This is a genomic window from Streptomyces sp. NPDC090083 (assembly GCF_044747445.1).
In the GTDB taxonomy this organism is placed as follows: domain Bacteria; phylum Actinomycetota; class Actinomycetes; order Streptomycetales; family Streptomycetaceae; genus Streptomyces.
In genome coordinates this window covers 388,098-410,758 of the sequence record NZ_JBIVED010000002.1, presented here as the reverse complement: position 1 = coordinate 410,758, position 22,661 = coordinate 388,098, and the positions used below count along the sequence as shown (strand labels likewise).

Annotated in this window: 21 protein-coding genes; 11 read left to right on the top strand and 10 right to left on the bottom strand. The window is 70.4% G+C overall.

Features of this window, described 5'->3' with window-relative positions:
- Position 1: 1 nt before the first annotated feature.
- Positions 2–904, bottom strand: coding sequence for a UTP--glucose-1-phosphate uridylyltransferase GalU (gene galU, locus ACIPTO_RS07655; protein ID WP_366316753.1), 903 nt, complete (start codon positions 902–904; stop codon positions 2–4).
- A 132-nt stretch (positions 905–1,036) separates the two neighbouring features.
- Between galU and ACIPTO_RS07650 the strand changes: the two genes are divergently transcribed.
- The gene (locus ACIPTO_RS07650; RefSeq protein ID WP_401190112.1) at positions 1,037–1,618 is read left to right on the top strand and encodes a 5-formyltetrahydrofolate cyclo-ligase; all 582 of its coding nucleotides are present in this window, start codon (positions 1,037–1,039) and stop codon (positions 1,616–1,618) included.
- A gap of 49 nt (positions 1,619–1,667) precedes the next feature.
- On the opposite strand, the gene ACIPTO_RS07645 is transcribed toward ACIPTO_RS07650, so the two are convergent.
- Entirely contained in the window at positions 1,668–4,418 is a 2,751-nt protein-coding gene (locus tag ACIPTO_RS07645) for a penicillin acylase family protein (protein WP_401190110.1), read from the bottom strand.
- A 194-nt stretch (positions 4,419–4,612) separates the two neighbouring features.
- On the opposite strand from ACIPTO_RS07645, the gene ACIPTO_RS07640 reads away from it, so the two are divergent.
- The 6 genes from ACIPTO_RS07640 to mscL all read left to right on the top strand — a co-directional run bounded on the left by ACIPTO_RS07640 (position 4,613) and on the right by mscL (position 10,451).
- The gene (locus ACIPTO_RS07640; protein WP_401190109.1) at positions 4,613–6,193 is read left to right on the top strand and encodes a potassium/proton antiporter; all 1,581 of its coding nucleotides are present in this window, start codon (positions 4,613–4,615) and stop codon (positions 6,191–6,193) included.
- A 271-nt stretch (positions 6,194–6,464) separates the two neighbouring features.
- Positions 6,465–7,742, top strand: coding sequence for an MFS transporter (locus tag ACIPTO_RS07635; protein WP_401190107.1), 1,278 nt, complete (start codon positions 6,465–6,467; stop codon positions 7,740–7,742).
- 70 nt (positions 7,743–7,812) lie between these two features.
- A complete protein-coding gene (locus ACIPTO_RS07630) occupies positions 7,813–8,133 on the top strand; it encodes an FmdB family zinc ribbon protein (RefSeq protein ID WP_366316763.1) in 321 nt (106 codons plus the stop codon).
- A gap of 99 nt (positions 8,134–8,232) precedes the next feature.
- Positions 8,233–9,066, top strand: coding sequence for an S-methyl-5'-thioadenosine phosphorylase (locus tag ACIPTO_RS07625; protein WP_401190105.1), 834 nt, complete (start codon positions 8,233–8,235; stop codon positions 9,064–9,066).
- A 227-nt stretch (positions 9,067–9,293) separates the two neighbouring features.
- Positions 9,294–9,818 (top strand): hypothetical protein, encoded by a 525-nt coding sequence (locus ACIPTO_RS07620; protein WP_401190831.1) that lies wholly within the window; start codon positions 9,294–9,296, stop codon positions 9,816–9,818.
- 174 nt (positions 9,819–9,992) lie between these two features.
- Positions 9,993–10,451, top strand: coding sequence for a large conductance mechanosensitive channel protein MscL (gene mscL / locus ACIPTO_RS07615; protein ID WP_366316767.1), 459 nt, complete (start codon positions 9,993–9,995; stop codon positions 10,449–10,451).
- Positions 10,452–10,459: 8 nt separating this feature from the next.
- On the opposite strand, the gene ACIPTO_RS07610 is transcribed toward mscL, so the two are convergent.
- The gene (locus tag ACIPTO_RS07610) at positions 10,460–10,636 is read right to left on the bottom strand and encodes a hypothetical protein (RefSeq protein WP_366316769.1); all 177 of its coding nucleotides are present in this window, start codon (positions 10,634–10,636) and stop codon (positions 10,460–10,462) included.
- Positions 10,637–10,685: 49 nt separating this feature from the next.
- On the opposite strand from ACIPTO_RS07610, the gene ACIPTO_RS07605 reads away from it, so the two are divergent.
- The 4 genes from ACIPTO_RS07605 to ACIPTO_RS07590 all read left to right on the top strand — a co-directional run bounded on the left by ACIPTO_RS07605 (position 10,686) and on the right by ACIPTO_RS07590 (position 15,401).
- A complete protein-coding gene (locus ACIPTO_RS07605) occupies positions 10,686–11,915 on the top strand; it encodes a low temperature requirement protein A (protein ID WP_401190102.1) in 1,230 nt (409 codons plus the stop codon).
- Between the two features lie 53 nt (positions 11,916–11,968).
- The gene (locus ACIPTO_RS07600) at positions 11,969–12,997 is read left to right on the top strand and encodes a P1 family peptidase (protein WP_401190101.1); all 1,029 of its coding nucleotides are present in this window, start codon (positions 11,969–11,971) and stop codon (positions 12,995–12,997) included.
- A 273-nt stretch (positions 12,998–13,270) separates the two neighbouring features.
- Positions 13,271–14,497, top strand: a complete 1,227-nt coding sequence (locus ACIPTO_RS07595; protein ID WP_401190099.1) for an Ig-like domain-containing protein — start codon at positions 13,271–13,273, stop codon at positions 14,495–14,497.
- A gap of 157 nt (positions 14,498–14,654) precedes the next feature.
- On the top strand, positions 14,655–15,401 hold the full coding sequence (locus tag ACIPTO_RS07590) for a DUF6227 family protein (protein WP_352181851.1): 747 nt from the start codon (positions 14,655–14,657) through the stop codon (positions 15,399–15,401).
- Positions 15,402–15,488: 87 nt separating this feature from the next.
- Here the strand turns inward: ACIPTO_RS07590 and ACIPTO_RS07585 are convergent, their stop codons facing one another.
- From ACIPTO_RS07585 to ACIPTO_RS07555, 7 genes are all read right to left on the bottom strand, one after another.
- A complete protein-coding gene (locus ACIPTO_RS07585; RefSeq protein ID WP_366316777.1) occupies positions 15,489–15,743 on the bottom strand; it encodes a hypothetical protein in 255 nt (84 codons plus the stop codon).
- 115 nt (positions 15,744–15,858) lie between these two features.
- Positions 15,859–17,988 carry a fructose-specific PTS transporter subunit EIIC gene (locus ACIPTO_RS07580; protein WP_401190097.1) on the bottom strand — a complete coding sequence of 710 codons (2,130 nt, stop codon included), beginning with the start codon at positions 17,986–17,988 and terminating at the stop codon, positions 15,859–15,861.
- Positions 17,989–18,130: 142 nt separating this feature from the next.
- Complete coding sequence (pfkB, locus tag ACIPTO_RS07575; RefSeq protein WP_366316781.1) at positions 18,131–19,078, bottom strand: 1-phosphofructokinase; 948 nt, start codon at positions 19,076–19,078, stop codon at positions 18,131–18,133.
- Positions 19,075–19,836, bottom strand: a complete 762-nt coding sequence (locus ACIPTO_RS07570) for a DeoR/GlpR family DNA-binding transcription regulator (protein ID WP_401190095.1) — start codon at positions 19,834–19,836, stop codon at positions 19,075–19,077. Before ACIPTO_RS07570 ends, pfkB begins: the two co-directional genes overlap by 4 nt.
- A 165-nt stretch (positions 19,837–20,001) precedes the next feature.
- Complete coding sequence (locus ACIPTO_RS07565) at positions 20,002–20,475, bottom strand: hypothetical protein (protein ID WP_366316785.1); 474 nt, start codon at positions 20,473–20,475, stop codon at positions 20,002–20,004.
- Between the two features lie 59 nt (positions 20,476–20,534).
- Positions 20,535–21,269, bottom strand: a complete 735-nt coding sequence (locus tag ACIPTO_RS07560) for a Crp/Fnr family transcriptional regulator (RefSeq protein WP_401190094.1) — start codon at positions 21,267–21,269, stop codon at positions 20,535–20,537.
- A 2-nt stretch (positions 21,270–21,271) separates the two neighbouring features.
- Positions 21,272–21,418 (bottom strand): hypothetical protein, encoded by a 147-nt coding sequence (locus ACIPTO_RS07555; protein ID WP_401190092.1) that lies wholly within the window; start codon positions 21,416–21,418, stop codon positions 21,272–21,274.
- Between the last annotated feature and the right edge of the window lie 1,243 nt (positions 21,419–22,661).

Here is a 22,661-nt window from a genome sequence, read left to right as displayed (position 1 = left end):
GCTACATCTCCTCGGCTACGTAACTGCGAAGCCAGGCCCGGAAGTCCGGCCCCAGGTCTTCACGTTCGCACGCGAGTCTGACAATGGCACGCAGATAGTCGCCCCGGTCGCCGGTGTCATAGCGGCGGCCCTTGAAGACGACGCCGTGCACGGGGCCGCCGATCTTCTCGTCGGTGGCGAGCTGCTGGAGGGCGTCGGTGAGCTGGATCTCGCCGCCGCGGCCCGGCTCGGTCTTGCGCAGTATGTCGAAGATGTGGGGGTCGAGGACGTAGCGGCCGATGATCGCGTAGTTCGACGGGGCGTCGGCCGCGTCGGGCTTCTCGACCAGGCCGGTCACCTTGACGACGTCGGCGTCCGCGGTGGCCTCGACGGCCGCGGAGCCGTAGAGGTGGATCTGCTCGGGCGTGACTTCCATGAGGGCGACGACGCTGCCGCCGTGCAGCTCCTGGACCTCGACCATGCGCGCGAGGAGGGGGTCGCGGGGGTCGATCAGGTCATCCCCGAGGAGGACGGCGAAGGGCTCCTGGCCGACGTGCGGGGCGGCGCACAGCACGGCGTGGCCGAGGCCCTTGGGGTCGCCCTGGCGGACGTAGTGCATGGTCGCGAGGTCGCTGGACTCCTGGACCTTGGCGAGCCGGCCCGCGTCGCCCTTCTTCTGGAGGGCGGATTCGAGCTCGTAGTTGCGGTCGAAGTGGTCCTCAAGAGGGCGCTTGTTGCGTCCTGTGATCATGAGGACGTCGTCGAGCCCAGCCGACACGGCCTCTTCGACCACGTACTGGATCGCGGGCTTGTCCACGACCGGCAGCATCTCCTTGGGAGTTGCCTTCGTGGCCGGCAGGAACCTGGTGCCGAGACCGGCTGCGGGAATGACAGCCTTGCTGATCCTGGGGTGCGACTGAGTCATGCCCGAACCTTATCCGGTGCCTTTGTGCGGAATCTGTGGCACTGGCTGAAACATTCTCATATGAGCAGATTAGGAAAGGGGCGTGTGGGACCAGTGCGTGACCTGGGACGTGAAGCCGAGCCTGACAAGCGAATGTTGCGACGAGAGTTCCTCATGGTGAGGAACAGGTTGACGGCCGATGACGTGCGGGGGGCGGGCGACGCGCTCGCCGACCGTGCCCTGGAACTGCCGGAGTTGGCGCAGGCACGCACGGTGGCGGCCTACGTCTCCGTCGGGACCGAGCCCGGGACGCTCGCGCTCCTGGACGCACTCCGCGCGCGGGACATCGAAGTGCTGCTGCCGGTGCTCCTCCCGGACAACGACCTGGACTGGGGCGCCTACAGCGGCGAGGGCTCGCTCGCGCGGGTCCAACACGGCGGAAAGATGGCCCTGTTCGAGCCCACCGGCGAGCGGCTCGGCCCGGACGCCGTAACGGCCGCCGACGTCGTCCTGCTGCCCGGTCTGGCGGTCGACGGGCGCGGGATGCGCCTGGGCCGCGGCGGAGGGTCGTACGACCGCGTGCTGGCGCGGCTGGAGCGGGCGGGCGCGCATCCCGCGCCGGTGGTGCTGCTGTACGACTCCGAGGTCGTCGAGCGCGTCCCCGCGGAGGCCCACGACCGGCCGGTGCGGGCCGTGGTGACACCTTCGGGTGTGCGGCGGTTCCCCGGTAACTGAAATGGCCCTCCACGCGCGCGTGGAGGGCCATTTCAGTTCGTTCAACGATTCACGGCTTGAGCACCAGGGTGTCGCTCGTGCTGTCGTCGACCGCCTTGGACGAGAACGACCAGGGCAGCAGCTCACCGTTGACCCACTTGCTGGTCTGGTCGGTGTAGTGCGCGCTGTAGGCGTGCCCGGAGGCTCCGGTGAGGTTGATCCACTTGGACTTGTCGAAGTTGTCCAGGTTGACCACCATGCGCATCGACGGCACCCAGACGACTCCGTAGCCGCCGGCCGCGTTCCAGCCGGTCGCGTTGACCGTGGCCTCGCCGCCGCTGAGCTTCCAGGGGCCGCGGTTGAGGATGTACTGGACGATGCCGGGCCCCTCGGTGCCCAGGGTCTGGTTCTTCAGGAACAAGCGGTGCAGCCTGCCCCAGCTCCACGTGTCGATGTCCTTGCCGAGCTTGGCGGTGAGCTCCCAGCGGGCGTCGATCATGGCGCGCTCGAACAGCTGGTTCATGGTGGTCGCCCCCGGGCGGTTGCCCGACTTGGGGGTCTTCCACCAGTCGTTGGTGGGGTCGTCCATGAGCTTGCGGACGACCTCGAACCAGCGGTCGCCGCCGTCCGGCTGCGCCTCGTCGGCGTCGCGCTCGCCGCACTCGCGGACCTTCTGGTTGGTCTCGTCGGCGGGCCCGGTGGTGTCGACCGGCGTGACGAACAGGCACTGGCCCTTGACCCGCAGCTCCTTGGGGAGCTTGTTGCCGAAGGCGAGCTTGAGGATGTTGCGCCAGACCGAGTTGAAGTAGGCGGCAGCCGCCGAATCGGCGTCCTGGGTGTAGTCCCAGCCCTCCAGGAGCTTCTGGGCCTCGCGCACGTCCGGATCGTCGATGTCGAGCTTCAGCAGCTTGGGCACGATCAGCTTGGCGATCTCACTGCTGTCGTCGAGCTGCATCTGCCGCATGTCGTCGGTGGAGATCTTGCCGCCGCCGTCGATCTTCGACTGGATCAGATCGGTGATGCGCTGGCTGCGGGTGCCGTAGCCCCAGTCCGTGGTGAGCGTGTACGGGTACTTGTCCTTGTCGATCACGGCCTGGTTGGCGGTGACGATGAAGCCGCGCTTCGGGTTGAACTCGTACGGCAGGGCGGCCTGCGGGATGTAGCCGGTCCAGTCGTACTTGGGGTCCCAGCCGGGCACCGGCAGCGAGCCGTCGCCCTTCCCGCGCGTGGGGATCTTGCCGGGCAGGGTGTAGCCGATGTTGTTCTTGGTGTCGGCGTAGACGAGGTTCTGGGAGGGCACGTCGAACTTCGTGGCGGCCGCGCGGAACTCGGTCCAGTTGGACGCCTTGTCGATGGCGAAGACGGCGTCCATGGTGGTGCCCGGGTCCTCGGCGGTCCAGCGCAGGGCGATGCCGTAGCCGTCGCCTCTGTCGGGGGCCGCGGTGTCGACGGTGGCCTTCTTGCCGACCTTCACGAGTTCGTCGTCGCGGTCGGACAGCAGGGGGCCGTTGTTGGTCTCCCGGACGACGATCTTCTTGGACGCGCCGCCGGCGACCTTGATGGTCTCCGTGCGGGTCGTGAAGGGCTTCGTCTTGCCGTCGTACAGGTAGCCGTCCCCGGAGAGCTTCTCCAGGTAGAGGTCGGTGGTGTCGACCCCGGAGTTGGTCATGCCCCAGGCGATGTTCTGGTTGTGGCCGATGATGACGCCCGGCATGCCCGCGAAGGTGTAGCCGGAGACGTCGTACTGGCACTTGCTGGAGACGGCGCGGCAGTGCAGGCCCATCTGGTACCAGACGGAGGGCAGCGAGGCCTCCAGGTGCGGGTCGTTGGCCAGGAGGGGCTTGCCGGTGATGGTGTTCTTCCCGGCGACGACCCAGGAGTTGGAGCCGATGCCCTGGCCGTTCACGCCGACCGCCGTCGGGAGGTCCTCCAGGACGTCCGAGAGGCCCGAGAGCTGGCTCGTGAAGGCCGAACCCGACGAGGACGACGTCGAGCCCGTCGTGCCGCCCGTGGACGTACCGGTGGAGCTGTCGGCGTCGCCGAAGGTCTTGGTGTAGTCGTTGTACTCGCCCTCGGTGACGATCGGCTGGTTGCGGCTGTACGGGTACTCCGGGTACAGGTCCGCGATCTGCTGGGGGCCGAGGCGGGTGGTCATCAGGGCGCGGTCGATCTCGTCCTGCATGTTGCCGCGCAGGTCCCAGGCCATCGCCTTGAGCCACGCGATCGAGTCGACCGGGGTCCACTTCTGCGGGGTGTAGTCGTTCTCGAACCCTAGGGCCGCGTACTCCAGGGAGATGTCCTTGCCGTCCTTGCCCTTGAGGTAGGCGTTGACTCCCTTGGCGTAGGCCTGGAGGTACTTCTTCGTGGAGGCCGACAGCGTGGTGTCGTACTCCTTCTGGGCCACCCGGTCCCAGCCCAGGGTGCGCAGGAACTCGTCGTTCTTGACCTGGCCCTTGCCGAACATCTCGGAGAGCCGGCCGGAGGTCATGTGCCGGCGCACGTCCATCTCGTAGAACCGGTCCTGCGCCTGGACGTAGCCCTGGGCCATGAACAGGTCCTCGTCGGAGGACGCGTAGATCTGCGGGATGCCGTAGCTGTCGCGCTTCACGTCGACGGGTCCGGACAGGCCGTCGAGGGTGATCGATCCGGTGGTCTGCGGAAGGGACGCGCGGACCGTGCTGATCGACCAGTACGCGCCGTAGGCGATGCCCCCGATGATGGCCAGTACCAGAACAAGCACCAATAGACGGGCTTTGCGCCCCTTTTTCCTGCCGGACTTGCCGGGCTTATGACCCGATGAGGCGGTGGTGTTGGGGGGCATCGCTGTCCTTGCTGTCCTAACGCGAGCGGCAGGGCGGGCTGTGCTTTTGACTGAGCGCTGGAGCAACCATAGGCGCAGGGTCCCGGGCGACTTGACGCGGAGTCGGGTACTGACGCGGACGGGCGTTCGATCCTGCCTCGAGAAGCGTCAAGAAAACGTCAAGAGTTAGGTAAGGTAACGAAGTACTTGGATGTATGGCGCCGCAGCCCCGCGTCCCCCGTACGTGCGCTGTCGCCCCAGAGACGCGTCAGCCGAGGAAGGGAAGGCCACTGACTGTCCACCACCTCGACCAGCTTCTGCTCGTCTGCTCGCTCGTCCTGCTCGTCGCCGTGGCGGCGGTCCGGATCTCCTCGCGCAGCGGGCTCCCCAGCCTGCTCGTGTACCTGGGGATCGGCATCGCCATGGGGCAGGACGGCGTCGGCGACATCCACTTCGACAACGCCGAGCTGACCCAGGTCATCGGGTACGCGGCCCTGGTCGTGATCCTGGCCGAGGGCGGCCTCGGCACGAAGTGGAAAGAGGTCAGGCCCGTCCTGTCGTCCGCCGCCACACTGGCGCTGGCAGGGGTGGCGGTGAGCGTCGGCGTCACGGCCGCGGCCGCGCACTACGTGGTCGACCTGGAATGGCGGCAGGCGCTCATCATCGGGGCGGTGGTGTCCTCGACGGACGCGGCGGCGGTCTTCTCCGTGCTGCGCCGGATCCCCCTCCCCACGCGCGTGACGGGCACGCTGGAGGCCGAGTCCGGCTTCAACGACGCCCCGGTGGTCATCCTGGTCGTCGCCTTCTCCACGGCGGGCCCCGTCGAGCACTGGTACCTGCTGGTGGGCGAGATAGCACTGGAACTGGCCATCGGGGCCGCCATGGGCCTCGCGGTGGGCTGGCTCGGCTCCTGGGGACTCCGGCACGTGGCACTGCCCGCCTCCGGCCTCTACCCGATCGCCGTCATGGCCATCGCGGTCACCGCGTACGCGGCGGGCGCCCTGGCGCACGGCAGCGGCTTCCTGGCGGTCTATCTCGCCTCGATGATGCTCGGCAACGCCAAGCTGCCCCACTGGCCCGCCACACGCGGGTTCGCCGAGGGGCTCGGCTGGATCGCCCAGATCGGCATGTTCGTCCTGCTCGGCCTGCTGGTCACCCCGCACGAACTGGGGGACGACGTCTGGCCCGCGCTCATCATCGGCCTGGTGCTGACGATGGTCGCCCGGCCGCTCAGCGTGGTGGTGAGCCTCACGCCGTTCCGGGTGCCCTGGCAGGAGCAGAGCCTCATGTCCTGGGCCGGACTGCGCGGCGCGGTGCCCATCATCCTGGCGACGATCCCCATGGTGAACGGCGTCTCCGGCAGCCGTCGCGTCTTCAACATCGTCTTCGTCCTGGTCGTCGTCTACACCCTCGTCCAGGGACCGACGCTCCCCTGGCTGGCACGCAAGCTGCGGCTCGGCCAGGGCGCGGAGGCCGACGACCTCGGAGTCGAATCGGCGCCCCTGGAGCGGCTGCGCGGGCATCTGCTGTCCGTGGCGATCCCCGCGGAGTCGAAGATGCACGGCGTCGAGGTCAACGAGCTGAGACTGCCGGCCGGGGCCGCGGTCACCCTCGTCGTGCGCGAGGGGAAGTCGTTCGTGCCGCTGCCCTCGACGGTCCTGCGGCGCGGCGACGAACTCCTCGTGGTCACCACGGACCCCGTCCGGGACGCGGCGGAACAGCGCCTGCGTGCGGTGGGCCACGGCGGCAAGCTCGCGGGGTGGCTGGGCACGGACGTCACCGGCGCCGGCCGTTAAGGGCATGTTTCGTACGGTTCACATGTTCACCAATCACAGGTGAACGCGCGCGTGGTGCCCGTTTTCACAGGCTCACCGCACCTCGCCGCCTGTACGATGAAGGCACATTCTGATCGAACCAACTCTGCCTGAAGCAGTGCTGGCGCGACCGTATGGCGGCCGAAACCCTCTCCGCAGTGGGCACCGGTATCTACCGCAGTTCCGCGCAAGAGGACAGCTCTCGGCGCCCCCCGCACAGGGCGCGCTACCAGGCGGCGGAAAGGCACGGGCCGTGGCATCCACGGTCACCTCCGGGACGGGATCCCGTCCCGGATACGGGCAGCTGCTGCGCACGCGCGGCGCCTGGACGTTCCTGCTCCCCGGCTTCGCGGCACGCCAGCCGTTCGCGATGCTCACCATCTCCATCGTGCTGCTGGTCCAGCACACCACCGGCTCCTATGGCGCGGCGGGTGCCGCCGCGGCCGTCACCGGTGTCTCCATGGCCCTGTTCGCGCCCTACAGCGGGCGCCTGGCCGACCGCTACGGACAGCGGACCGTCCTGCTGCCCGGCGTCCTGGTGCACGCCCTGTCGGGTCTCACGTTCACGGCCCTCGCGCTCGGTCACGCGCCCCTGTGGGCGCTGTTCGTGGCGGCCGTGCCGACCGGTGCCTCGGTGCCGCAGATCGGGCCCATGGTGCGCGCCCGCTGGGGCGTGAAGCTCCAGGACTCCCCGCTGCTGAGCACCGCCGCGGCCTTCGAGTCCGTCACGGACGAGCTGACCTTCGTCTTCGGCCCGCTCCTGGCGACCGCCCTGTGCACCGCCGTGAACCCGGCCGCCGGCCTGATCACCGAGGCCTCCCTGACGCTCGTCGGCGGTCTCCTGTTCGCCGCCCAGAAGAGCACGCAGCCCACGGTGGCCGTCGCCGCCGGGCACGCACGCGTGGAGCACGCCTCCGCACTCGGCGTCCCCGGGGTGCGCGTGCTGATCGTGACCTTCCTGGGCATCGGTTCCGTCTTCGGCGGGATGCAGGTCTCCCTGGCCGCGTTCACCGAGTCCATCGGCGAACCGGGTCTGAACGGCGTCCTGTACGGCACGTTCGCCGCGGGCAACATGCTCTCCGGGATCGTCTGCGGTGCCGTCGCCTGGAGGGTGGCCCCGCAGCGCCGCCTCCTGATCGGGTACGCGGCGCTCGCGCTGACCGCGTCCGCCCTGTGGACCGCCCACTCCGTGCCGCTGCTGGCGGGCCTGGGTCTCCTGGTCGGCATGTGCATCGCGCCCGCCCTGATCACCGGCTACACGCTGGTCGAGGGGCTCGTCCCGGCCGGCGCCCGCACGGAGGCCTTCACCTGGCTGACCGGCGCGGTCGCCCTCGGCCAGGCCGCCGCCGTCACGGTCGCGGGACAGCTGGAGGACCGCCTGTGGGGCGGCGCCGGTTTCCTGGTCCCGATGGTCGGCACGGTGCTCGCCCTGGGGACCCTGCTGGCCCTGCGCTCGCGCCTGGCGACCCGGCCCCACAGCCACACCGTGGCACGTGGCGTCGGTCACCGCGTGCCGGTGGCAGTGGACTGATCCCCGGGAATACGTCAGTATGGACGCTCGTTAGCACTCACTGAGTGAGAGTGCCAGGAGGAAGACAACAGTGCCGACCTACCAGTACCAGTGCACCGAGTGCGGCGAGGGCCTTGAAGCGGTCCAGAAGTTCACCGACGACGCGCTGACCGAGTGCCCCAATTGCGGTGGACGCCTGAAGAAGGTGTACTCCGCGGTCGGCATTGTCTTCAAGGGCTCCGGCTTCTACCGGAACGACAGCCGCGGCTCCTCGTCGAGCAGCACGCCGGCCACCCCGAAGCCGTCGACGTCCTCGGACTCGAAGCCCTCCACCACCTCGACGTCGTCGTCCTCCTCGGACTCGAAGTCGTCGAGCTCGGGCTCCTCGTCCAGCAGCAGCTCCGCCGCGTAAGACGTTTTCGCGGGACCCTGTCGTCGTACGACGACAGGGTCCTCGGTGTTTCCGGAGCCCGCTCCCCCCGCTTTTTCGGGGGCCGCTAGGGTGCGGGACATGGCGAACGCAGAGATCGGCGTAATCGGCGGCTCCGGCTTCTACTCGTTCCTCGACGACGTGACCGAGGTCGAGGTGGACACCCCCTACGGACCCCCCAGCGACTCCCTCTTCCTCGGCGAGATCGCCGGCCGGCGGGTCGCGTTCCTGCCCCGGCACGGACGCGGCCACCATCTGCCGCCGCACCGCATCAACTACCGCGCCAACCTCTGGGCGTTGCGCTCCGTCGGCGTCCGCCAGGTCCTCGGCCCGTGCGCGGTGGGCGGGCTGCGCCCCGAGTACGGGCCGGGCACGCTGCTGGTGCCGGACCAGCTGGTGGACCGCACCAAGTCCCGCGCGGGCACGTACTTCGACGGACTCCCGCTGCCCGACGGCGCGGTGCCGAACGTGGTGCACGTGTCGCTGGCCGATCCCTACTGCCCGGCCGGGCGGGCCGCCGCGCTGAAGTCGGCGCGCGGGCGGGACTGGGAGCCGGTGGACGGCGGCACGCTCGTGGTGATCGAGGGCCCGCGTTTCTCGACCCGCGCCGAGTCGCTCTGGCACCAGGCGCAGGGCTGGTCGGTGGTCGGTATGACCGGCCACCCCGAGGCCGCGCTCGCCCGTGAACTGGAGCTCTGCTACTCCTCGTTGACCCTCGTCACCGACCTCGACGCGGGCGCCGAGACCGGCGAGGGCGTCTCCCACGACGAGGTGCTGCGGGTGTTCGCGGCCAACGTGGACCGGCTGCGTGGCGTGCTCTTCGACACGGTGGCCGCGCTGCCGGAGAGCGGGGAGCGGGACTGCCTGTGCGCGAACGCGCTGGGCGGCATGGACCCGGGCTTCGTACTGCCGTAGCCGGGGACCCGGGCGGCGGAACGTCCCGTTCGGGTGAGGGAGTTGTCCACAACCGGCGGGTACCGCACGGGCTCCGGCGGGCATCGGCGCGAAGCCTCATCGTGGGACCGCAAGCTGATCCCTCGTCGCAGGTGGTGTTTCCCGTGTCCCTCTCCCGTCCGCCCTTCACAGCCCCGTCAGGACCGCTCTCCCCGGCCTCACCCGGTCCCGGTCCCCGTCCCGCCGCCGTGCCGCGCCCGTTGGGCACCGACGCTCCGCCCACGTGCGAGGTGCCGCACTTCGCGCCGGTGCGGGTGCGGGGCGGCCTCCGGCAGCTGCACCGGTTGCTACGGCATCGGAGGCGCGCCGTGGCCGCGGGGCTGGCGCTGACGGCCGCGGCGCTCGTGGCGGCCGGCCCGCGGGAGGCCGCGGAGGTACGGCACAGTGAACGGCCGCGCGGGCACCCGGCGGCCGATCCGGTACGGCAGCGCCGGGCGGTGGAATGGGTGTCGGCGCCGGTGCGGATCGCCGACGCGGGCACGGTGCGGCTGCTGCGGGCGGGTGACCGGGTCGATGTGATCGCCGCAGAGGAGTCGGCGGCGGGCGGCGAGGCGCATGTGGTCGCGCGCGGGGCGCGGGTGACGAAGGTGCCCGAGCCGGTCGAAGTGGCGGACGGCGGCGGGGCGTTGGTGGTGCTGTCGGTACCGCGCGGCACGGCGGCGCGGCTGGCAGGCGCGAGCGTCACGGCACGGCTGGCGGTGACGCTGTGCTGATCAGCCGGTGGGTGTCGGTGCTGGTCCGGCGGGTGAACCAGGTCTTTCGCGGGCTCGGCGACTTGCTGTCAAGTCCCTCTTTCGAGTTACTGAATTGGACAGGACGGCCGGACCTTGACGTAGGTTGCGGACCTGTTCGTTCCACACACCGCGCGTGCGAGAAGAGGCTCCGAGTTGAGCGAGAAGAAGGAACCGAGCGTCTGGCAGGGCTTCAAGTCCTTCCTGATGCGCGGGAACGTCGTCGATCTGGCAGTCGCGGTCGTCATCGGTGCCGCCTTCACGAACATCGTCAACTCGGTGGTGAAGGGGATCATCAACCCGCTCGTCGGGGCGATCGGCACACAGAACCTGGACACCTACAGCTCGTGTCTGAGCAGCAGTTGCTCCGGCGACAAGGGCATCCAGCTGATGTGGGGCTCCGTCCTGGGAGCCACCCTCAGCTTCGTGATCACCGCTGCCGTCGTCTACTTCCTGATGGTCCTGCCGATGTCGAAGTACCTGGCGCGGATCGAGGCCCATCGGAAGGCCAAGGAGGGCACGCAGGAGATCATCGAGATCACCGAGCTGGAGGTCCTCAAGGAGATCCGCGACGCGCTCGTCGCGCAGCGCGGCGAAGGACACCGCGAGCCGTAACGGACGGCTCAGATGTGGTGGGGCGGCTTCTCGTCGAGGAAGCGCTTCAGATCGGCGGCGCTGTCACCCTCGGGACGCTCGCCCCACCCGCGGTCCGTGTCGTCGGAGGACGGCCGGCTCAGCGGGTCGTCGAAGACCAGCGCGGGCTTCGGATCGCGCGGCTCGGGGCCAGGGGCGGTACTCATGCCTCCAGGGTACGGCCACCTGCGGAGGTCATCTGCTGTGCTAGTGCCCATGACCTCGGACACCCACAGCTCCCCCAGGCCCCAGGGCCCCCTGCGCCTCGCACGCCCGCTCACCGCCCGGGGCAGAGACCAGCCGCACCGGGTCGCCTCTCCGCTGGAGCTCTTCTTCGACCTGTGCTTCGTCGTGGCCATCGCGCAGGCGGGCGTCCAGCTGGCGCACGCCGTCGTCGAGGGACACGCGGGCGAGGGCATCCTGAACTACGCGATGCAGTTCTTCTCCATCTGGTGGGCATGGATGAACTTCTCGTGGTTCTCCTCGGCCTACGACAACGACGACGTGCTGTACCGCGTCGTCACCCTGGTGCAGATCGCCGGCGTCCTGGTCCTCGCGGCCGGCGTCTCGCGGGCCTTCGAACAGCACGACTACGTGGTCGTCTGGCTCGGCTACCTGATCATGCGGCTGGCGATGGCATCGCAGTGGCTCCGGGCGGCGCGGGCGGCACAGGGCCCGGAGCGCACGATGGCCCTGAGGTACGCGGGCGGCGTACTCCTCTGCCTGGTCGGCTGGCTGGGGCTGGTGGTGCTGCCGGAGCACGCGCGGGCGTGGGTGTTCCTCGTGATGGTGATCGCGGAGCTGTGCGTGCCGCTGTACGCGGAGAAGGACTGCACGACGCCCTGGCATCCGCACCACATCTCCGAGCGGTACGGCCTGTTCACGATCATCGTGCTGGGCGAGACGATCGCGGCGGCGACGGTGGCGGTGAAGTCGGGGGTGGACGAGCACGACGCGCTGGGCGAGTTGCTGCCGATCGCCGCGGGCGGGCTGCTGATCGTGTTCGCCGCCTGGTGGATCTACTTCGTGGTGCCGATCCACGGGCACCTGCGCTCCAACCAGCAGGCGTTCCTCTGGGGTTACGGCCACTACCTGATCTTCGCCGCGGCGGCCACGATCGGCGCGGGCCTGGAGGTTGCGGTGACCGAGGCGGTGGGCAAGGCCCATGTCTCCACCCTGGCGGCCTCCGCCGCGGTGACCCTGCCGACGGCCCTCTACCTGCTCAGCGTCTGGGCCCTGCACGCCCGTCACTACAAGGTGGGCATCGCGCAGCAACTGGTCCTTCCGGTGGCCGCGTTGCTGGTGATCTGCTGCACGTTCCTGGGTCATTGGGCGGTGTTGGCGGCGGGACTGGTGTCGGCGCTGACGGTGGCGGTCGGGGTGACCCTGACGGCACGCATGGCGACCGCGGGGAGCGGGGCCGCACCGACGGCACCGACGGCCTGACCGACGCGCGGAAGGTCCCCCGATCCGTCAGGTGCTGGGCAAGACTGGGGGCCATGACAGTTGACGCGTTGACGGATGTGGCCGGTGTGCGGGTGGGCCATGCGACAAGGGCGGGCGACGGCTGGCTCACGGGCACCACTGTCGTGCTGGCGCCGGAGGGCGGAGCGGTGGCCGCGGTGGACGTACGAGGCGGCGGCCCCGGCACCAAGGAGACGGACGCGCTGGACCCACGCAACCTGGTGCAACGGGTGGACGCGATCGTCCTGACCGGCGGCAGCGCGTACGGACTGGACGCCGCGTCGGGGGTGATGGCCTGGCTGGAGGAGCAGGGACGCGGGGTACGGGTGGGAGCCGACCCTCTGCACGTGGTGCCCGTGGTACCCGCGGCCTGCGTGTTCGACCTGGGCCGCGGCGGCACCTTCAGGGCGCGGCCGGACGCGGCGACGGGCCGGGCCGCGGTCGAGGCCGCGGCGATCAGCGGGCCCGGGGTGCGGGTGCGGGAGGGGTGCGTGGGCGCGGGTACGGGCGCGGTGGTCGGGCAGTTGAAGGGCGGAGTCGGCACCGCGAGCATCGTGCTGGAGTCGGGCGTCACGGTGGCGGCACTGGTGGTGGCCAACGCGGCAGGCTCGGCAGCGGACCCGGAAACGGGCGTGCTGTACGGGGAGTTGTTCCAGGGCTGGGTGACGTACCCCGACCCGGAGGTCCACGAGGCGGCGAGACGACGCCTGACCGGGGCGGCGGCGAAGAACACCCCTCCCCCGCTGAACACGACCCTCGCGGTGGTGGCCACGGACGCCACCCTCACCAAAGCCCAGGCGCAGAAACTGGCAGGCACGGCGCACGACGGCATCGCGCGCGCCGTGCGCCCGGTGCACCTGCTGAACGACGGCGACACGGTCTTCGCGCTGGCGACCGGGACCCGCCCGTTGGACGCGCAGAACCCCCTGGCCCTGAACGAGGTCCTGGCGGCGGGCGCGGACGCGGTGACCAGGGCCATCGTGCGAGCGGTGCGGGCCGCCGAGCCGGTGGACGGCCCGGGCGGGACGTGGCCGTCGTACGAGGAGCTGTACGGCAGACGGTAGACACTCCGCCAGTTCGTCCGGCACTCCGCCACCTCGTCGGGCACTGCGCCACCTCGTCGGGCACTCCGCCGTCTCGTCCGGGGCGCGGCCGGCCACCTCGTCCGGCTGCGGGCGGTCACCTCGTCCGGACGCAGGCGGGCACCCCGTATATGTCCCGGTTCTGTCACCGGACGGCGTCCAAGAGAAACGGAGGGAACCCACCCCGGCCTCGCGCCGCTCTTCGTTCACGCATCACAGCGGACACCGCACACCACACCGAACCTGGAGCAGCCCGTGACAACGCCGGACATAGCAGCGCGGCGCGTACTGGGGGCCATCGCCGCCCTGGTGGTCGGCACCCTCACCCTCAGCGCATGCGGCGGCAACGCCAGCGCGGACGCCAACACCGACACCAAGAACGGCGGCGGCACCACCGCGAAGACGTCCACCGCGAAAATCGTCATCTCGGCGAAGGACGGCTCGACGAACGCGTCCATCAACGCGACCGGAGTGCGGGTCAGCGGCGGCAAGTTGACCGACGTGAAGATGACGGTCGCGGGCTCCGGCCAGGCCGTGGACGGCGCGATGTCCGCGGACGGCGCCGGCTGGAAGCCGAAGGAGCAGCTGGAGCGCGGGACCAAGTACCAGATATCGGCGACCGCGAAGGACTCGTCCGGCAAGACCGCGGCCGCCAACTCCATCTTCACGACGGTCACTTCGAGCAACAGCTTCATCGGGACGTACACCCCGGACAACGGGACGACGGTCGGCGTGGGGATGCCGGTGTCGTTCACGTTCGACAAGACGATCAGCGACAAGAAGGCCGTGCAGTCGCACATCACCGTCACGTCGAGCACCGGGCAGCAGGTCGTGGGCCACTGGTTCGGCGCGCAGCGGCTGGACTTCCGGCCGCAGGACTACTGGAAGGCCGGCTCCAAGGTCACGATGAAGATCGACCTGGACGGCGTGCAGGGCGCGAACGGCGTGTACGGCGTGCAGAAGAAGACCGTGACCTTCACGGTCGGCCGCTCGCAGGTCTCCACGGTCGACGTCAACACGCAGACGATGACGGTCGTCCGGGACGGCCAGACCCTCAAGTCGCTGCCGATCTCGTCCGGCAGCCCCGAACACACCACGTACAACGGCCAGATGGTGATCTCCGAGAAGTTCACGCAGACGCGGATGGACAGCCGGACGGTCGGTCTGGGCGGGGAGTACGACATCCCGGACGTGCCGCACGCGATGCGCCTGACCTCGTCGGGGACGTTCATCCACGGCAACTACTGGTACAACCAGTCCAACCCGCCCTTCGGCCGGACGGGCACCAGCCACGGCTGTGTCGGGCTCGCGGACGTACAGGGCGCGCAGGGCGCGACGAACGCCAAGTGGTTCTACGACAACTCGCTCATCGGGGACGTCGTGATCGTGAAGAACTCCCCCGACAGGACGGTGGACCCGGACAACGGACTCAACGGCTGGAACATGTCGTGGAGCGAGTGGACGTCCGGAAGTGCCGCCTGACCGGCGGATTTTGACGGAATCTCGGGCCGCGCGGGAACATCCCGCGCGGCCCGCGCGTTTTCTGGGCATACGTTTTCTCGGTTCCCGGACATGATGTCCGACCGAGGGGCTACGGTATGCACCCACAAGGTGACATGCAGCAACGCCGGGAGAAGCCTTGAGCGTTCCGTACGACACGGCAGCGTACGAACAACCCGAGTCGCCCGAGTCTCCGCAAGAGCACCTCGAGCGACTCCTCGGCCGTGCCCTGAACTCCTTCGAGCTGCCCGACGAGACCATAGGGCGCCTCGACTGCGCGCTGGCGCACGACAGTTCGCTGCACTCCGCGCACCACAGCGCCGGCCTGCACCGGGAGACGTACCGGCACACGTGGCTGCTCGCCGACGGTTCGGCGCTCACCCTGTGGGAGCTCGTCCACAACACCGTGCTGGGCCGCGAGACGCAGCACGAGGTGTACGTGGACGAGGAGGAGCTGCGCACCGCGACCGTGCGGCTCCCGCTGCCGCCGGACACCCCGGACTTCGAACTGCCGGTGCTGGTCCAGCTGTCGCCGCTCCCGGAGCCCCGGCACACGTACCTGGCGGACGACTCCGCGGACCACGCGCGCCGTTTACTGCGCCGGGCGGAGAACGCGGACAAGCCGGGCGCGGAGACGGCCGAGCTGCTGGAGACGGCGTTCGCGCACCAGATCACGCAGGCCTTCGGCCGGCCGTTCCGGGCGGGCAGGGCGGCGCTGTGCTTCTCGCTCTACGAGCACGCGTTCCTGTTGCAGGACGGGACGGAGATCTCCCTGTGGGAGGTCGAGCACACGGCGACGCCGGACGGCCGGCACATGTGCGAGGTGTACGTCAGCGAGGACGCGGCCCGGGATGCGATGGAGCGGCGGGCGGCGCAGGTCTCGTAGCGGCCAGGGACGGACGGGGCGGTCTCCGCGCGGCCCGGCCTCCAGCGCCCTCAGCGGTCCCCGGCGGCCCAGAAGCGCTCCGCTCGTTCAGCGCCCGTCGCTGAGCTGTCGTACGAGACCCGCGAACGCGTCGCGCTCGGCCGGGGTCAGTTCGACGGACTCCACGTGCGGAGGGGTGGCGCGCTGGGACGGGAGGCCGTAGGCCGGGTGGGCCGCGTGCCATGCGGTGGGCTCCGCGAAGGAGCGGCGCAAAATGCGCGTCAGACCGAACACCCAGGCGACGGTCGCCAGGGCGAGGACGGCCGCACCGGTCAGCTGGAGGATCGAGACGTGCTCAGGCATGCGGTCCAGTAGACACCACGGTCCGGGACCATGGCCCCGGACCGTGACGTATCTCGCAGTTGCCGTGAACACCTCACCATGACCCAAAAGCGGCCGGACGGAGGCCGGACAAGCCCTACACGGCGACCGGCTGCTTCGGCTCCGCGGCAGGGGCGGCCAGCTCCTCCGGTGTCCCGGGAGCGGTGCCCCCGGCGGCCGGCTTGCGCATGCCCTTCAGTACGACGACCAGGGCCGCCGTGACACACATGCCGACCGCGATGGCGATCAGGTAGAGGAACGGGTTGCCGATCAGCGGGACCACGAAGATGCCGCCGTGCGGGGCCCGCAGGGTCGCGCCGAAGGACATCGACAGGGCTCCGGTGATCGCGCCGCCCACCATCGAGGACGGGATGACGCGCAGCGGGTCGGCCGCCGCGAACGGGATCGCGCCCTCGGAGATGAAGGAGGCGCCCAGGACCCAGGCGGCCTTGCCGTTCTCGCGCTCGGTCTCGGTGAAGAGCTTGCCGCGCACGGTCGTGGCCAGCGCCATCGCCAGCGGCGGGACCATGCCGGCCGCCATCACCGCGGCCATGATCTTCATCGCGGAGTCACTGGGGTTGGAGACCGCGATACCGGCGGTGGCGAAGGTGTACGCGACCTTGTTGACCGGGCCGCCGAGGTCGAAGCACATCATCAGGCCGAGCAGGGCGCCCAGCAGGATCGCGTTCGAGCCGCTGAGGCCGTTGAGCCAGTCGGTCATGCCCTTCTGCGCCGAGGCGATCGGCTTGCCGATGACCACGAACATCAGGAACCCGACGATCGCCGTGGAGATCAGCGGGATCACGACCACCGGCATGATCCCCCGCACCGGCTTGGGGATCTTCACCTTCTGGATCGCCAGCACCACACCACCGGCGATCAGACCGGCGGCCAGACCGCCGAGGAAGCCCGCGTTGATGGTGGAGGCGATCATGCCGCCGACGAACCCGGGCACCAGACCCGGCCGGTCGGCCATGCCGTAGGCGATGTAACCGGCCAGGACCGGGACGAGGAAGCCGAAGGCGACGCCGCCGATCTGGAACATCAGCGCGGCCCAGCTGTCGGCCTGCGTCCACACGAAGTGCTGCATGACCGAGGGCGCGGACTTGATCTCGTAGCCGCCGATCGCGAAGCCGAGGGCGATCAGCAGACCGCCGGCCGCGACGAACGGGACCATGTAACTGACGCCGGACATCAGCCACTTGCGGAGCTTGGTGCCGTAGCCCTCGCCCTCCTCGCCGCCGCGCTCGACCGGGGTGGGCGTGGCGCCGCCGGTGACCTCGCCGCGCTCCGCCTTGCCGCGGACCTCGGAGATCAGCTCGGCGGGGCGGTTGATGCCCGCCTTCACACCGACGTCGACGGTCGGCTTCCCGGCGAAGCGGTCCTTGTCCCGTACGGGCACGTCGTGGGCGAAGATCACGGCGTCGGCCGCCGCGATCACCGCCGGGTCGAGCCGGGTGAAACCGGCCGAGCCCTGCGTCTCGACGACCAGGTCGACACCGGCCTCGCGGCCCGCGTTCTCCAGCGACTCGGCCGCCATGTAGGTGTGCGCGATGCCGGTGGGGCAGGAGGTGACGGCGACGATACGGAACGGGCCGCCGCTGCCCCGGTCACCGTCGCCGGCTCCGTTCCCGTTCCCGGCGGACGCCGGTGCCGTGCTGTCCGTGGCGGCGTCGGTGGAGGCCGCCACCGGCGCCGCCACGGAGTCTTCGGAGCCCCCGGAGTCCTCGACGTCCTCGGCGTTCTCGGAGCGCCCGGAGTCGTCGGAGGTGCTCGCCGCCGGGGTCTCGTCGCCGCGGATCAGCGCCGCCGCACTCTCCGCGTCGCCCACCGACCGCAGCGCGGACGTGAACTCGGCGTTCATGAGCTGCCGGGCCAGCGAGGAGAGGATCGTGAGGTGGGCGTCGTCGGCGCCCGCGGGCGCGGCGATCAGGAAGATCAGGTCGGCGGGGCCGTCGGGGGCGCCGAAGTCGACTCCCCCGGCGCTGCGGCCGAAGGCGAGGGACGGCTCGGTGACGTGCTCGCTGCGGCAGTGCGGGATGCCGATGCCGCCGTCGAGGCCGGTCGGCATCTGCGCCTCGCGGGCGGCCACGTCGGCGAGGAAGCCGTCGAGGTCGGTGACCCGGCCCTGGGCGACCATGCGCTCGGCGAGGGCACGTGCCGCCGCCTCTTTGGTGTCGGCGGACAGGTCGAGGTCGACCAGGTCCGCGGTGATCATCTCGCTCATCGCGGGCTCCTTCGCTCGCGTATCGCCCGGGGACTGCCGTGGGCGGGGGTGGGGACGGGGACGGGGGTACGGCGGGACTGCGGGGAGGGGGCGGCCGTTGACGGAGCGCGGGGGGGCGCGGCCGTGGGGACCGTGGGCGCGCTCATGTCACCGGCTCCGTGAGGACGCGGTCCACCGGGACGTCCGCCGTGACGGTCACCGCGGCCGGGTCGAGGTCGGCCGGGGTGGGCATCACGCTGCCGGGCAGCTGGACGGCGGCGGCGCCGTGGGCGACGGCGGAGGCGAGGGCCTCGGGGCCGCTGCCGCCGGCGATCAGGAAGCCGGCCAGCGAGGAGTCCCCCGCACCGACGTTGCTGCGTACGGCGTCGACGCGCGCGCTGCCGTACCAGACACCGGAGCCGTCCACGAGCAGCTGCCCGTCGGCGCCGAGGCTGGCGAGGACGGCACCGGCGCCCAACTCCCGTAGTTCCTCGGCCGCCTTGACCGCGTCGCCGACGGTGGCGAGCGGGCGGGAGACGGCCTCGGCGAGTTCCTCGGCGTTCGGCTTGACGACGTCCGGGCCCTCGCGCAGCGCCTCGATGAGCGCGGGCCCCGAGGTGTCGAGGGCGATCCGGACCCCGGCTGCGTGCGCGCGGGCCACCAACTCGGCGTACCAGGACGGCGCGAGGCCGCGCGGGAGGCTGCCGCAGCAGGCGATCCAGTCGGCGTCCCGTGACTGCCGCCGGACCGTCTCCAGGAGCGACTCCTGCTCGGCGGCGGTCAGTTCGGGCCCGGGTGCGTTGATCTTCGTGAGGACGCCGTCGGCTTCCGCGAGGGCGATGTTCGAGCGGGTGGCCCCGGCGACCGGGACCGGCGCGACCTCGATGCCCTGCGCGTCGAGCAGCTCCGCGACCAGCGCGCCCGGCGCACCGCCGAGCGGCAGGACGGCGACGGTACGGCGTCCCGCGGCGGCGACCGCGCGGGAGACGTTGACGCCCTTGCCGCCGGGGTCCATACGCTCGCCGGTGGCCCGTATGACCTCGCCGCGGTCGAGGGAGGGGACCTCGTAGGTGCGGTCGAGGGACGGGTTCGGGGTGACGGTGAGGATCATGCGCGCACTACTTCCATGCCGCCGCGCTCCATGGCGGTGGCGTCTTCGGGGCTCAGCCCGGTGTCGGTGATCAGGAGGTCCACGTCGCTCAGGGCGCCGAAGCGGGCGAAGTGCTCCTGGCCGTGCTTGGCGGAGTCGGCGAGCAGCACCACCCGGCGGGCGGCGGCGATCGCCGCGCGCTTGACCGCGGCCTCGGCGAGGTCGGGGGTGGTCAGCCCGTGGCCGGCGGAGAAGCCGTTGGCCGCGACGAACACGACGTCGGCGCGGATCTCGGCGTAGGCCCGCAGTGCCCAGGCGTCCACGGCGGCGCGCGTGCGGTGCCGCACGCGCCCCCCGACCAGGTGGAGCTGCATGCCCGGGTGGTCCGCGAGGCGGGCCGCGATGGGCAGCGAGTGGGTGACGACGGTCAGCTCGGCCTCCAGCGGGATGATGCCCGCGAGGCGGGCCACCGTCGTACCGGCGTCGAGGATCACCGTGCCCTGCGTCGGCAGCTCGGCGAGGGCCGCCTTGGCGATGCGGTCCTTCTCGTCGGCCGCCGTCGACTCGCGCTCGGCGAGGTCCGGCTCGAAGTCGAGCCGCCCCGCGGGTATGGCACCGCCGTGCACCCGCCGGACGAGTCCCGCGCGATCGAGGGCCTTCAGGTCCCGGCGGATCGTCTCCGCCGTGACCTGGAACTCCTCGGCCAGCGACACGACGTCCACCCGGCCGCCGTCACGGGCCAGCCGGAGGATCTCCTGCTGCCGCTCCGGTGCGTACATGTCCGTTCGCCTCCGACCTGTGCCCGAACTTGTGGTTTCGCTGGGGAGGCTACGCCCGGATTTCCGGAAAGTAAACAGGTTCGGGCATCAGGTGGACATGAACGGGCAGAGAGGGGCGATCGGCCGGGCCACCGGGCCGTCGCCGTCGCGGCACCGGATCCGCCGTCAGCCGTGGCGCAGCTCCTTGATCCGCAGCTCGGCCGCGAGGATGGCGTGCGCCAGGGCGTCACGGGCGGCCTCCTGCCGCATGGCCTGTTCGAGGCGGGCCCGGTGCTCCGGGAGGCCGACGCGCACGGCCGGGCCCTGCGCGGGCAGGGCGGTGGCGACGTAGGCCCGCACGCACTCGACGACCTTCGCCAGCTCGAAGCGGACGCCCTCGGTCTGGTCGGCTATGCCCGCGAGCATGGTGCCGGTCGTGGCGATGCCCTCGAAGTCCTCGGCGACACAGGGCTTCTGGGCGAGGCCGCACTGCGCCTTGTAGAGGTCGGCGAGCCACTCGGCGGGCTTGCCGTAGTCGGCGTTCGCCTCGTCCTTGTGGCGGAGCTTCTTCGTCCAGGCGAAGACCTGCCGGTGATGCCGGTACGTCAGGGCCCCGAGCATGGCGGTGGCGGTGGGCACCAGGAAGGTGCTGATCATCATGGGGTGATCCGTTCGGGGATGAAACGCGAGCGGGGCGGGGAACGGTGTGCCGGGCGGGGTCAGGCCGGGCCGGCGAGGTGACGCAGCGCGTCGACGTCGTGGACGAGGAACTTGCGGTAACGGGCCTCGACGATCCCGTGGTAGCGCAGGGTCCGCAGCGCGTTCTCGGTGGTGGAGACGGCGAGTTGGAGCGCGGCAGCGATGTCCTTCTGGGCCGGACCCGTGATGTGCGTGACGCCCGTCCGGGGGTCGGGGGTGCCCGCGGTGTCGGCGAGATGCGCCAGGAGCCGGCTGGTGCGCTCCAGGGGCGGCCTGGTGGTCAGGGTGTAGACGAGTTCGTCGCTGCGGTTGCGGTGCTCCAGGCTGCGCAGGAGCGCGAGCTTGGCCTCGGGCCGCTTGCTCAGCAGCACGTTGAACCGGCGCGCACGGCAGGGGATGACGACGGTCCTGGTCAGGCACCGGGTGCGGACGGCGGAGTCGGGGCTGATGAGCTTGGCCTCGCCGACCAGCTGACCGCCGCCCCGGAACCGGGTGACGGCGGGTGCGCCCTCCCAGTCGCCGAGCGGGAAACGGTCCTGGCGTACGACGCCGTCCCAGATCATGTAGACGTTCCGGTCGTCCGCCGCCATCGGCAGGTGCTCGTCCTGGCCGTAGCTGCGGCCCCGGAGGTCGTCCTCCAGCAGGTAGCGCCAGTCGTCGGCGGACAGGCGTTGCAGGAAGCTTCCCTCAGCCTTGTCCTCGTGGCCCATGAGGAGGTGGTCGGTCGGCCGGCTGGTGTCGGCGGTCGAGGGCACGCTCACTCCCCCGCCCCGGCGGGCACGGCCGCGCGCGAACCGGCGTACACGCCCTGAACCGTGGGATGGTGACGGTCCGTCACCAGGAGAGTGCCGCGGGAGACGCGGCGGGACGGCGGACGTACGCCGTCGCCGTTGACGGTACGCATAGTGCGATCCTCGTGGTGTTAACGCAGGAGAACCCCGCTGGTCAGCGAGGTTCCGGGCGGTGGGTCCGGAACGTTCCGGGAGGTACGGCACCGCCCGGCTGGTGGGGCCCGGCGGGTGGAAACAGCGGCGCGAGATAGCACGGTACCCCTCGCCAGGAGTGAAGAGCCAGCCGAGTTTTCGAAGGTGGCGGCGGAGAATGTAGATCGTTTCGGAAACCCCTGGCCGTAGGGATTTATTACAGAAGATCACGGGCAATACGAAGGGGAAAGAAAACACCCTTTACCGCATTTCCGATCGCGGCCACCCCGCTTATCCACCCCGTTCCTGAGGGGTGCCGGGACCCTTCCCAGGTGGCCGAGATATGACGACCGCACAAACCGTTGGCAAAAAACGAGAGGCCCCGGGGCACCACCCCCAGAGCCTCCCGAAATGGTCCGGACCCACCAAGGATCAGACCGCTGCCCAGTAAACACCACGGATGCCGTTTGGGTCACTCCCCGCCCGCCACCGGGGACGGATAGTCGGGTCAAAACCCCACTGATGGGGATTGTCACCGACAGCTAACCTGGCCACACGCGCCGTCGGGACGCCTCGACCGGCCGCGCTTTTTGCCCCCTTTGCCCGCACGTGGACAAGGCACTCTCCTCACCCACAGGGACATGACAGCGTTATCAAATGATTGCCATCGATCAAGAGTAAACAGATTCGGCCAGCACGGACCCGCGCGACCATCGGCTCCGGCCACCGCAAGCCTACCCGGCAAAGCCGGCGGAGCACACCGGTCCGGCCCGCTCGAATAATCGTCCGCCACTGCCGGAATTCCTTTTCCCGAGGCAATCAAAGGCGGCAGAAAATGCGGCCGTCCGGGGCGCCGGGCGGATTCCTGAACGGAAATCACTGGTTCGCCGCCGCAACATCGTGAAGTGTCGACAAGATAATAAGGACACCGTCGTGATCCGGTGCCCGCACCCCCGCCCCACGCACCCGGCCCGTCCGTCCCACCAGAACCTCACGGCCCGTCAGTTATTCCTCGAAGCAAGCGACTTGAGCACACGAGACGCCCGAAGCCGGAGTGTTCCCCACAGAGGCGATCATTAGGGGACGTAGTACGGCGTTCGCCCCCCGGTGCGCCGTCCGCTCCGCCGGGCGTACGCCCCTTCCGCCCCCCGGCGTACGCCATGGTCCGCTCTTTCACGTCGAGCGCCCCGCCCCCGTGTCGCTCGGGGCGGGGCGCTGTCACGT